We start from the raw sequence: 11,355 nt of genomic DNA, 5'->3' as shown, positions 1-11,355 counted from the left end.
ATTTACAATTTGAGGGGTATCCCCATTTTTAAGGGTGCAAATTTACAAAAACATTTGTTTAATCGAGCAAAAAGCGATGACTTTTAATCAGATTCACATGAAGTTATCAATTAGAAATTACCTTTGAGCCTAAACAAAACGAGTGTACCCTTGTTTTAGTTGAAATTTTAAAGCAATCTAATTATGAATTACGGAATGAGTATTTTATTCAGAGCAATCCCTCTGATAATGGCTGTTTTTTGCTTCGGATATGGTGCATTTATTTATGGATATGGAGATGCACCAAGCCGCGTAGTGGCTGGTCCAGTCGTATTTTCACTAGGTATGATATGTATTGCATTGTTCTGTACAGCAGCGACAATAATAAGGCAAATCATACATACTTATAATAAATCGTCAAAGTATGGTCTGCCAATACTTGCCTATGTAACTGCAGTCATTACCGTCATCGGGGGTATATGCATATTCACAAATTCTACTTCCTCTTCTTCTTTTGTCGCAGGTCATGTAGTAGCAGGTGTAGGATTGATAACCATGTGCGTAGCAACGGCTGCAACTTCTTCCACACGTTTTTCTCTAATTCCTGCCAATTCTAAAAGTATCGGAAATGACATACCCGATGGAGCCTTTTCGGAAGGACAGGAACGTGCCTTGAAATTAGTAGCTATTGTTACGTCAGCAGTTGCCTGGATTTGGGCATTTATTCTTTTGGGAAGCAGTCATTCTCACCCTGCTTATTTCGTAGCAGGTCATGTCATGGCAGGAATTGCATGTATTTGTACCAGCTTGATTGCTTTAGTAGCTACGATTGCCCGTCAAATTCGTAATGTATACTCAGCGAAAGAACGTAGTAAATGGCCCGAACTCGTTTTGTTGATGGGAACAATCTCTCTCGTCTGGGGACTTTTCGTTATTTTTGCCGATTCAAGTAGTACAAACGGGGTAATCGGATACATTATGATCGGATTGGGATTAGTCTGCTACAGTATTTCCAGCAAAGTGATTTTATTGGCAAAAATCTGGAGACATGAATTCAAATTATCCAATCGCATTCCTTTGATACCAATAATGACGGCACTGAGTTGTTTGTTCCTTGCTGCTTTCGTATTCGAGCTTGCTTCGATGCATGATGATTATTTTATTCCGTCTCGCGTTCTGGCAGGGCTCGGAGCCATTTGCTTTACATTATTCTCCATCGTTAGTATTTTGGAGAGCGGAACATCCGGCAAGGGATAGACGAAATTGAAGATAAGCGATGGTGAAACTTTTATACTTGGAAGAAATCCCTAAACACCTGCTATTATAATTCACTCATTATTAAGCATCTGTGACAAAGTGACACTTGTGACTATCGTTTTTGGAGTATATATAAAGGAGAAATTAAATATTCTACTTAGATAAAGAAAAAGTAATATTTATTATTTTCCTATATATAAATAATATATCGGGAGAAAAAAACGTCACTACTGTCACTTCTTAGAATTTGAATATTAAAAAATGACCGTATATTTGAGTTCAATTGACCGTAAAATTGAGCCAAATTAAGCGGTCATTTCTATTCAATCAACCGCTAAATTTAACCAAATCATGCGGTTATTTTACTTAAAATCACCGTATCTTTTCATGCATTTGATAAGAAATCCCGATAGCTTATTTACTTCTTTCAATGCTCCAACAAGCTTGATGTTCAGTGTATTTTGCATATCAAATTCTTTAATATGATAAGAGTACTTATTGTATTTTAAACGATATCTCATTTTGTACCTTACTGTATTTTATTCTATCTTTGCGGAAGAACTATTAAAAAAAAATTGAAATGAAACGTTATCCGATCATTTTATCCATTGCCGGTTCTGATTGTTCGGGAGGGGCAGGCATTCAGGCAGATATCAAAACCATTTCTGCATTAGGAGGCTATGCAGCATCTGCTATTACAGCCATTACGATCCAAAACACATTAGGAGTACAGGCTGTACACACATTACCTTCCGAAATTGTCTGCAAACAGATTGAAGCTGTGATGGACGATTTGCAACCGGATAGTATCAAAATAGGAATGGTTGATGACACTTCCATTGTTCACGTTATAGCTGATTGTATCAAGAAATATAAGCCCCGAAATATAGTTTACGATCCGGTTATGGTATCTACCAGCGGACGTCAATTAATGACCGAAGATGCAATTCTTGAAATAAAAAAATTACTATTTCCACTTACCTCTTTAATTACTCCCAATTTAGATGAAGTTGCGATTCTTACGGGAAAAACATTATATACTCCGGATGAAATGACAGAAACAGCACGAGAACTCTCTGAATTATATAATATTTCTGTTCTTATAAAGGGAGGACATCTGCCAGGCGACGAAATGTGTGACGTACTTCATACATTAGATGGTAATACCTATACATATAAAGAGGTAAAGATTAAAAGTAAAAACTTGCACGGTACGGGCTGTACACTTTCCTCAGCTATTGCAACCTATCTGGCAAAAGGATATTCAATGAATGAAGCCGTTCATCAAAGCAAAGAATACATCAATAACGCAATTATAGCAGGAAAAGAATTAAATATTGGCCATGGCAATGGACCATTATGGCATTTTCCCGACCGAACTGCACAAAAATAAACAAATTGTGCCATCATATTATAAAAATCTGTACCTTTGCACCCGCAATTAACAATAAATTAAAATATTGAATAAGATGAAAGCATTTGTATTTCCCGGTCAAGGAGCTCAATTCGTAGGAATGGGTAAAGACCTGTATGAAAATTCTGCTTTAGCAAAAGAATTGTTTGAAAAAGCAAATGATATCCTCGGATACCGCATAACAGATATCATGTTCAACGGAACTGACGAAGATCTGCGTCAGACAAAAGTCACTCAACCGGCTGTATTCTTGCACTCTGTAATCTCTGCTCTTTGCATGGGTGACGATTTCAAACCTGAAATGACTGCCGGACACTCTTTAGGTGAATTTTCTGCATTGGTTGCTGCTGGAGCTTTGAGTTTCGAAGACGGTTTGAAATTGGTTTATGCACGTGCGATGGCTATGCAAAAGGCTTGTGAGGCTACTCCTTCTACTATGGCTGCTATCATCGCATTGCCGGATGAAAAAGTAGAAGAAATCTGTGCAGCAGTAAATGCTGAAGGTGATGTTTGTGTTCCTGCGAACTTCAACTGCCCGGGACAAATCGTTATCTCCGGATCCGTTCCAAGTATCGAAAAAGCTTGCGAACTGATGAAAGCTGCCGGAGCAAAACGTGCACTCCCGCTGAAAGTAGGTGGTGCTTTTCACTCTCCATTGATGAACCCTGCTAAAATAGAACTAGAAGCAGCAATTAACGCTACTGAAATCCATACTCCCAAATGCCCGGTTTATCAGAATGTAGATGCACTTCCACATACTGATCCTGCAGAAATCAAAAAGAATTTGGTTGCTCAGCTGACTGCTTCAGTACGTTGGACTCAAACTGTAAAGAATATGGTTGCTGATGGCGCAACAGATTTCACAGAATGTGGTCCTGGTGCAGTGTTACAAGGTTTGATCAAGAAAATTGATTCTACGGTTGTTGCCCACGGCATAGCATAATCGAATAAATTAAATAATTCACAGGAAGGAATGTTCTTCATGGGAGCATTCCTTTTTTATTTATCCTCTTCTCATTTACTTATCTCACAACTTTTTGGCTGTCCTGTTTGTTTTCTACAGAAGAAACACTTAATCCATCATCCATGAAAGTACATGAATATCAGGCAAAAGAGATTTTTTCTCAGCATGGGATTCCAGTGGAACGGCATATGCTATGCCACACTGCCGATGAAGCTGTAAAATCCTATCAAGTAATAGGAACAGACAAAGTAGCTATAAAAGCTCAAGTATTGACAGGTGGCCGCGGAAAGGCTGGAGGTATTAAACTTGCCAACAACAAAGAATCCGTACGTCAATATGCTAATGAAATCCTAAATATGACTATTAAAGGATTTCCTGTAAAGCAAATACTTGTTAGTGAGGCAGTTGATATAGCTACCGAATATTATCTTAGTTTTACGATCGATCGAAATACGCGATCAGTTGTTTTGATCATAAGTGCATCCGGTGGAATGGATATCGAAGAAGTGGCTCGCAAAACTCCAGAGAAAATTATCCGTTACAGCATTGATCCATTCATCGGACTTCCTGCATATTTGGCACGTCGTTTCGCTTTTTCATTCTTCAAGCAAAATAAATTAGCAGAACGTATGAGTTCTATTCTACAAAAACTTTACAAGATATTTATTGAAACTGATGCTTCGTTAGCCGAAATCAATCCACTGGCACTAACCACCCAAGGCACACTTATAGCTATTGACGCCAAAATGGTTTTCGATGATAACGCACTGTACCGACACCCTGAAATACATGCTCTTTTTGAGCCGACTCCTGAAGAACAAATAGAAGCGACGGCGAAAGACAGAGGCTTTAGTTATGTACGTATGGACGGAAATATTGGCTGCATGGTAAATGGTGCCGGATTGGCAATGACCACGATGGATATGATTAAACTTCATGGAGGTTCTCCTGCTAACTTCCTGGATATTGGGGGAAGCTCAAATCCTATAAAAGTAGTTGAAGCTATGAAGCTATTGTTGAATGATTCAAAAGTGAAAGTTGTTTTCATCAATATTTTCGGTGGCATTACCCGTTGTGATGATGTAGCGTTAGGATTAATTCAAGCTTTTGACCAGCTACAAACAGATATTCCAGTCATCGTTCGTCTCACCGGGACGAATGAAAATATAGGTCGGGGATTATTAAGAGACCATAGTCGTTTTCAGGTAGCAGAAACAATGAATGAAGCAACTTTATTGGCAGTACAATCAGTGAAAGGAGGAAATGTATGAGCATACTTATTAATAAAGAGACTCGCCTATTGGTGCAAGGAATTACAGGAAGAGACGGGCATTTTCATGCTGTGAAAATGAAAGAATATGGTACCAATGTTGTAGGTGGTACTTCTCCTGGAAAAGGAGGAACTGAAATCGACGGACTTCCGGTATTCAATACGATGTATGAAGCTGTGAAACAAACACAAGCTAATACCTCTATCATTTTTGTCCCTGCAAGTCATGCAGCTGATACCATCATGGAAGCAGCAGATGCAGGAATTAAACTAATTATCTGTATATCTGAAGGCGTGCCTACATTGGATGTCATCAAAGCCTATCGTTTCACCCAACTCAAAGGTGCTAAGTTAATTGGCCCGAATTGCCCTGGACTAATTTCACCAGAAGAAAGCCTTGTGGGTATTCTACCGGGAAATGTATTCAAGAAAGGAAATATTGGCGTAATCAGCCGTAGTGGAACTTTAACTTATGAGATTGTTTATCATCTGACTGCAAATGGCATGGGACAATCAACCGCCATTGGTATGGGTGGTGATCCGGTCGTTGGGCTTTATTTTCGTGAATTATTGGAAATGTTTCAAAATGATGATGAAACAGAAGCAATTGTCATGATCGGAGAAATCGGTGGAAATGCCGAAGAACTAGCTGCAGAATACATACAAAAGCATATCACCAAACCCGTTGTTGCTTTTATTGCAGGACAGTCTGCCCCTTCGGGAAAACAAATGGGACATGCAGGAGCTATAATTTCCGGAAGTTCCGGTTCTGCTCAAGAAAAGATCACCGCACTTACAACTGCGGGAATTCAAGTAGCCAAGGAACCGGCTGAAATTCCCATACTTCTTAAAAACACTGCTAAGTGAATAGAAAATTAATAAGTGAGGGAGGTTGAAAAATTGATTTTGTTGAACCATTTGTTATATTTACATGTTATAATCTCGTCAATTAAAAATCAATAACAAATATGAGTAGACGTAGTCAATTAGAGCATGAAGTATCTGTTGCTCAGGAAAGGATTAAAAAAGCAGCAAAGGATACCCCAAAAGATATCCTGAAATTATGGGAACAAAACTTGGTAGATCTGGAACTGGAACTCAATAATATGGTGGATGACGAAGAGGATAACAATGAGGATTAATCAATGAAAAAAGAGTGCGTTATCTATTGATAGCGCACTCTTTCTTTGATACTAATATTGATTTTCAATTAGTTCTTCGGCAATGCTTCTTTTACAACCATTGGACGACCAACATATTCTGCACCGTTCAATTTCTTGATAACGTCTGCAGCTTCGGCATCATTCGGCATTTCGATAAACGCAAAACCTTTAGATCTTCTTGTTTCACGATCAGTGATTAATTTAACTGAAGCAACTGCTCCATACTCTTCCATTACATGTCTCAAATCCGATTCCTTAACATTGTAGTTAAGATTTCCAACATACAAATTCATAAAATTCAAATATAAAAAATTAATAATTCAACAAGAAAGTTTTTTGGAAGTTCTTAATCAGAAATGGATATACTCAATAAATGAGAAAATACATGTGAAATAATCAAATCGAAATAACCTTTTATTGTTGTTCGGTACAAAGGAAGCTATTTTCTTTGAATAATACACTATAAATACTCTTTTTCTTTATCAGAAAAAATATTTTTTATAATTATAGTCCAATACTTAACATTATCTTTTCAAATTCAATATCTGCGAATAATGAACCCAATATATATTTTATAGCTTAATCTACATTAGTTACTTTTTTTATTTTAACTTTGCCCATATATCAAACTCAAAATAATCAGCAATATGAGAAAAGTTATTTTATTAAGCGTTTTACTGATTAGTTATTCAGTAATGCTTCACGCACAGAATGATGATTCATTAAAGTACGTTGAAGTAACCGGTAGCTCAGAAATTGAAGTAGATCCGGATGAAATTCATCTAATCATACAGATTCAAGAATATTGGGAAGAAGAGTATCAGGATAATACCAAACCTGAACAATACAAGACAAAAGTTCCGATCGATAACATCGAAAAGGATTTAATGGCTACATTACAAAACATTGGAGTCGCCTCTTCTAATATTCATGTATGGGAAATAGGTAATTATTGGCGCCAAACAGGTAAAGACTTCTTAGTCAGCAAAGAATTTGATCTGAAACTTGATAATTTCAAGATCGTTGATACAATTATTAAAAATATCAACCATAAAGGAATAAACGCACTACACTTCGGAGAATTAAAAAATAAAGATCAAGCCACCTATCGCAAACTGGGAAAAATAGAAGCCTTAAAAGCTGCGAAAGTGAAAGCAACTTATCTTGTTGATTGTACGGGGAAACAATTGGGAGATATTTTACGTATTATAGAGCCAGAAGAACAAGGCAATCATTTTATGCCTGCGCAAGCTTCATTTAGCAATGCCGCTTTTGCCTCACCGGGAGATCCAAATTCAACAGCACTCCGAAAAATTAAATATAAATATGAAATGAAGGCCAGATTTGAGATTAAATAATCAGAATGATTATGGAATATATACTCCGAACTTGGAAATCGTAAAAAGATAGAATAATCTATATACCTAGATAAACATCATAAAGTTCCGATCCATCACGGACCGGAACTTTATCATAGGCTATTTTACAATAAAGTTTTGCTTAATTGCATCATCTTCACTAGCTTATACATTCATTATCTTCTTTATGGAGAAGCTTACAATCAATTATTGCATTGATTTATTATCCGCAATGGAAATACTTATTCACTAAATCAAGCATTGCTTGTGGATTGCCCTCCAATTCTGCACGTAACGTCTTATCTTCGTAACTACGAAGTTTACGAATAATCCCTTCAATCATTGCCGGGCTAAATACATTATATTGTTCAAAGATAGCACGTTGTTGCTGCAAGCAATCAGCAGATGCCACACAACTATCCGGCAACTGAGCCAACGATTTCAACTTATCTTCATTTTCTTTCTGATGAATATTTACATTCACATAAGTCTTCGCAGCAATATCCAGAGCATTCTCTATCTCAAAACCATGCCGACAGGCAACAACTAAGCCAGCAAGCAACTGATAAATATCTGCCGAACCATCCGGTGAACGCATCTCAACAGTCTGTTTCTGACTGGTATCGTAATGGCTTTCAGCCTCCAACGGATTTGCCAATACACACATATCCGACTTAGCGGCCCATCCCAAAGGAACACGAACTAATACAGAACGATTACGATCCCCCCAACAAATATTTGTCGGTGCTTCCTGATGGGGGACAAGACGGAAATAAGAAGTTGGATTCGTATTTCCGAAAGCTGTTATTGAAGGTGCAAGAACCATCATTCCTGCAATTGCTTTACGTGCTGTTTCCGACAAAACTCCATCCTTCAACATTTGATTTTTACCATCTTTGACGATACGCATATGAATATGTAGTCCCGATCCGGCTTTTCCTGCTGTAATTTTAGGAGCGAAGGTCACATTATAACCATATTGCAATCCCAAGTTACGTATCACCCATTTTGCCACCATTAATTGATCCGCAGCTTCTTCCACACGCACAGGTAGAAACTCAATCTCATTCTGCTCATAAATATAATCATCCAACATGAAATTTCCAACCTCAGAATGCCCATATTTTATCTGTCCCCCTGTTTGTGCGATAAACGACATGCATTCCGTACGGAATTCATTAAACTTAGCATAAGGACCCGATTCATGATATCCGCGTTGGTCAGTTGCCTGAAACATATCTGTATCCTCTGCTATTACATAATATTCCAATTCACCCATTGCCTGAAATTCCATCCCTGTAACATCCGTAAATGTTTTACTAGCCTTATGGAGTGTATGCTCAGGAGAACTTTCCAAAGGTTCGCCATCTTTATTAAAGAAAGAACAAAGCATGGACAATGTGGGAATGTCCGCAAAAGGATCTACAAATGCGGTACGAAAACGAGGAATGACATAAAGATCACTACTCCCCGCTTCTATAAAAGAAAAAAGGCTGGAACCATCGACCCGTTCTCCACAAGTAAGAATAGCTTCCAGATAAGCCTGATTGTTGATAACGAAATTCAATGTTTTCAAACGCCCGTCACCCGCCGGATACATAAAATTCACCATGCGAATGTCGTTCTGCTGAATAAATGAGATAATGTCTGCCTTAGTAAACTCTGAGGCAGGCTTTTGCAAGTATGCCACCAACTGATTGGCATTCATTGATAGTTCTTGATTCATAATCGGTTGTTTTTTATTATTGTATAGTTTTTCATGATAGCCATTTTAAAGTCACTGAGACAAATATAAGTAATTATCTTTTAAAACATATAGTTAAAGCACATATTTTATCTATCTTCATCAAAAAACTAATCAATCTCTCTAAATGTTTTTATTAGAGTAGTAGAAACTTTCAAATTTTAAACTTATGGAAAAAGACATTTTTAAGGACTTATTGGCTAAACCGGGAAAGAATCATCTGGTATCTGATTTCGACTCATCTTTTACTGGAGGTATCTCTAAACAAGATGCTAAGGAACAATTGGCAAAGGATATTGAAAAACTTTCCGACCTCCAAAGTATGCTTTATGCACAGGACCGGTATTCCATTCTTATCATTTTTCAGGCAATGGATGCTGCCGGAAAAGATGGAACCATTAAACATGTAATGTCCGGCATCAATCCGCAGGGCTGCCAAGTTTTCTCTTTCAAGCAACCATCTGCCGAAGAATTGGATCATGATTACCTTTGGCGTATTAATCGTTGCCTTCCTGAAAGAGGAAGAATAGGTATTTTCAACCGTTCACATTATGAAGACGTATTGATTGCTAAAGTGCATCCTGAAATTATTCTGTCGAATAAACTCCCAGGCGTTGAAAATATAGATGATATAGATGTTGATTTCTGGAAACGTCGTTACCGCCAGATTAATGATTTCGAACAATACCTGACGGAAAACGGAACTGTTATCTTAAAGTTCTTTCTTAATGTATCGAAAGCCGAGCAGAAAAAACGTTTCTTAGAACGACTGAAAGATAAGTCTAAAAATTGGAAGTTCTCTTCTGCTGATATCAAAGAACGCCAATTTTGGGATGAATATATGAAAGCTTATGCAGATGTACTTACAAAAACTTCTACAGAATTGGCTCCATGGTATGTTATTCCCGCTGACAATAAATGGTTTATGCGATACGCAGTAAGCAAAATCATCGGTGAACGTATGAAAAGGCTGGATTTACATTATCCCACTCTCTCAAAAGAAGGGTTGGAGAAGCTTGAAGAATGTAAGAAGAAGGTTTCCGATATTAATTTCTAATTTTTAAATTATCAATTTCTCAATAATTGGTGTACCGCTTTTTTTATTCTAACTTTGTGTATAACCCCTTCAGGGTAAACAAAAACCAAGAATTTAAACAAACGAGATAGAAATTTGAACATTCTTAATCACTCCATCGTTTGTTTAAGAATAAGACGTCTGTTTCTCCGACACAGTTCAGGCAATCATTCAATCTAAAAAAGTATTTTAATCAAATTAGCAGAATTATGAATTTAGATGAAGTTCTCCATTACCGTCGTTCCGTACGAGCGTATGATAAAGAAAAAACTATAGATCCGGAAAAGGTAAAACATTGTTTGGAACTGGCAACGTTAGCTCCTAATAGTTCAGATATGCAATTGTGGGAGTTTTATCATATCACACAACCAGAATTGCTAGCCAAAGTTTCAAAAGCATGTCTCGACCAAAAATCGACCGCCACTGCTTCACAAGTGGTCGTTTTCGTTGTACGGCGAGATCTATATAGGAAGCGTGCAAAGTATGTACTTGAGTTTGAGAAGGAAAATATTCATCGTAATAGTCCGAAAGAACGTCAAGCTAAACGTATTAAAGACAGAGAACTGTACTATGGGATATTGATGCCGTTTGTTTATGCCCGTTTCTTCGGGATTTTAGGGTTGTTCAGAAAACTGCTGGCTAACGTCATCAGTATTTTCCGTCCGATGATGCTCGAGGTTTCTGAAAATGATATGCGTGTCGTTGCACATAAATCTTGTGCACTCGCTGCTCAGACATTTATGATTGCAATGGCAAACGAAGGGTATGATACCTGTCCGCTAGAAGGTTTGGATAGTCGGCGTCTTAAAAGAGTCCTGAAATTGCCTTATGGAGCTGAAATAAATATGGTTATCCCCTGTGGTATACGGGATGGAAATAAAGGAATCTGGGGAGAACGGTGCAGGGTGCCGTTTAATGACGTTTATCGTAAGATTCAATAGCTATTGAGTATCAGCTCTTTTTATTGTTACGATATACATAAGTCACAAAACTTTGTTTCATCTAAGAGAAAAAACAGTTTCATCCTTATGAAATTAAGTGTAGACCTATAGCAAAACTAAAGTTTGATTACCTCTTACGGTTCTTTACCCTAGTTTCTATTTCACCTTATATTATATTCGGGCTCTTCCT

At 37.5% G+C, this 11,355-nt stretch carries 11 protein-coding genes; 9 read left to right on the top strand and 2 right to left on the bottom strand.

Annotated elements, in window-relative coordinates; translation table 11 throughout:
- The first annotated feature begins 183 nt into the window (after positions 1 to 183).
- The 6 genes from CZ225_RS11805 to CZ225_RS23895 all read left to right on the top strand — a co-directional run bounded on the left by CZ225_RS11805 (position 184) and on the right by CZ225_RS23895 (position 6,026).
- On the top strand, positions 184 to 1,236 hold the full coding sequence (locus tag CZ225_RS11805; protein WP_077154200.1) for a DUF2776 domain-containing protein: 1,053 nt from the start codon (positions 184 to 186) through the stop codon (positions 1,234 to 1,236).
- 580 nt (positions 1,237 to 1,816) lie between these two features.
- A complete protein-coding gene (thiD, locus tag CZ225_RS11800) occupies positions 1,817 to 2,629 on the top strand; it encodes a bifunctional hydroxymethylpyrimidine kinase/phosphomethylpyrimidine kinase (protein WP_077154199.1) in 813 nt (270 codons plus the stop codon).
- 76 nt (positions 2,630 to 2,705) lie between these two features.
- Complete coding sequence (fabD, locus tag CZ225_RS11795) at positions 2,706 to 3,593, top strand: ACP S-malonyltransferase (protein WP_077154198.1); 888 nt, start codon at positions 2,706 to 2,708, stop codon at positions 3,591 to 3,593.
- A gap of 143 nt (positions 3,594 to 3,736) precedes the next feature.
- Entirely contained in the window at positions 3,737 to 4,885 is a 1,149-nt protein-coding gene (sucC, locus tag CZ225_RS11790) for an ADP-forming succinate--CoA ligase subunit beta (protein ID WP_077154197.1), read from the top strand.
- Positions 4,882 to 5,751 carry a succinate--CoA ligase subunit alpha gene (sucD, locus tag CZ225_RS11785; RefSeq protein ID WP_077154196.1) on the top strand — a complete coding sequence of 290 codons (870 nt, stop codon included), beginning with the start codon at positions 4,882 to 4,884 and terminating at the stop codon, positions 5,749 to 5,751. Before sucC ends, sucD begins: the two co-directional genes overlap by 4 nt.
- Before the next feature lie 101 nt (positions 5,752 to 5,852).
- Positions 5,853 to 6,026 carry a hypothetical protein gene (locus CZ225_RS23895; protein WP_187367590.1) on the top strand — a complete coding sequence of 58 codons (174 nt, stop codon included), beginning with the start codon at positions 5,853 to 5,855 and terminating at the stop codon, positions 6,024 to 6,026.
- A gap of 68 nt (positions 6,027 to 6,094) precedes the next feature.
- Here CZ225_RS23895 and CZ225_RS11780 read toward each other — a convergent pair whose 3' ends face one another.
- Complete coding sequence (locus tag CZ225_RS11780) at positions 6,095 to 6,340, bottom strand: RNA recognition motif domain-containing protein (protein WP_077154195.1); 246 nt, start codon at positions 6,338 to 6,340, stop codon at positions 6,095 to 6,097.
- 354 nt (positions 6,341 to 6,694) lie between these two features.
- Here CZ225_RS11780 and CZ225_RS11775 point away from each other — a divergent pair, with 354 nt between their 5' ends.
- Complete coding sequence (locus CZ225_RS11775; protein ID WP_077154194.1) at positions 6,695 to 7,405, top strand: SIMPL domain-containing protein; 711 nt, start codon at positions 6,695 to 6,697, stop codon at positions 7,403 to 7,405.
- A 223-nt stretch (positions 7,406 to 7,628) separates the two neighbouring features.
- On the opposite strand, the gene CZ225_RS11770 is transcribed toward CZ225_RS11775, so the two are convergent.
- On the bottom strand, positions 7,629 to 9,131 hold the full coding sequence (locus CZ225_RS11770; protein WP_077154193.1) for a glutamine synthetase family protein: 1,503 nt from the start codon (positions 9,129 to 9,131) through the stop codon (positions 7,629 to 7,631).
- A gap of 187 nt (positions 9,132 to 9,318) precedes the next feature.
- Here CZ225_RS11770 and CZ225_RS11765 point away from each other — a divergent pair, with 187 nt between their 5' ends.
- Both CZ225_RS11765 and CZ225_RS11760 read left to right on the top strand, forming a co-directional pair.
- A complete protein-coding gene (locus tag CZ225_RS11765) occupies positions 9,319 to 10,206 on the top strand; it encodes a polyphosphate kinase 2 family protein (protein ID WP_077154192.1) in 888 nt (295 codons plus the stop codon).
- A 227-nt stretch (positions 10,207 to 10,433) separates the two neighbouring features.
- A complete protein-coding gene (locus CZ225_RS11760; RefSeq protein WP_077154191.1) occupies positions 10,434 to 11,165 on the top strand; it encodes a nitroreductase family protein in 732 nt (243 codons plus the stop codon).
- Positions 11,166 to 11,355 lie beyond the last annotated feature (190 nt).

The organism is Bacteroides bouchesdurhonensis, from assembly GCF_900155865.1.
Classification (GTDB): Bacteria; Bacteroidota; Bacteroidia; order Bacteroidales; family Bacteroidaceae; genus Bacteroides; species Bacteroides bouchesdurhonensis.
The sequence above is the reverse complement of the archived record's forward strand: the minus strand, read 5'-3'. Positions and strand labels throughout refer to the sequence as shown.

Excerpts from the sequence above, each read along its gene's own strand:
- sucD (WP_077154196.1), top strand. The coding sequence starts at position 4,882 with ATGAGCATACTTATTAATAAAGAGACTCGCCTATTGGTGCAAGGAATT.
- thiD (WP_077154199.1), top strand. The coding sequence starts at position 1,817 with ATGAAACGTTATCCGATCATTTTATCCATTGCCGGTTCTGATTGTTCG.
- CZ225_RS11760 (WP_077154191.1), top strand. The coding sequence starts at position 10,434 with ATGAATTTAGATGAAGTTCTCCATTACCGTCGTTCCGTACGAGCGTAT.
- CZ225_RS23895 (WP_187367590.1), top strand. The coding sequence starts at position 5,853 with ATGAGTAGACGTAGTCAATTAGAGCATGAAGTATCTGTTGCTCAGGAA.
- CZ225_RS11765 (WP_077154192.1), top strand. The coding sequence starts at position 9,319 with ATGGAAAAAGACATTTTTAAGGACTTATTGGCTAAACCGGGAAAGAAT.
- CZ225_RS11805 (WP_077154200.1), top strand. The coding sequence starts at position 184 with ATGAATTACGGAATGAGTATTTTATTCAGAGCAATCCCTCTGATAATG.
- CZ225_RS11775 (WP_077154194.1), top strand. The coding sequence starts at position 6,695 with ATGAGAAAAGTTATTTTATTAAGCGTTTTACTGATTAGTTATTCAGTA.
- sucC (WP_077154197.1), top strand. The coding sequence starts at position 3,737 with ATGAAAGTACATGAATATCAGGCAAAAGAGATTTTTTCTCAGCATGGG.
- CZ225_RS11780 (WP_077154195.1), bottom strand. The coding sequence starts at position 6,340 with ATGAATTTGTATGTTGGAAATCTTAACTACAATGTTAAGGAATCGGAT.
- CZ225_RS11770 (WP_077154193.1), bottom strand. The coding sequence starts at position 9,131 with ATGAATCAAGAACTATCAATGAATGCCAATCAGTTGGTGGCATACTTG.
- fabD (WP_077154198.1), top strand. The coding sequence starts at position 2,706 with ATGAAAGCATTTGTATTTCCCGGTCAAGGAGCTCAATTCGTAGGAATG.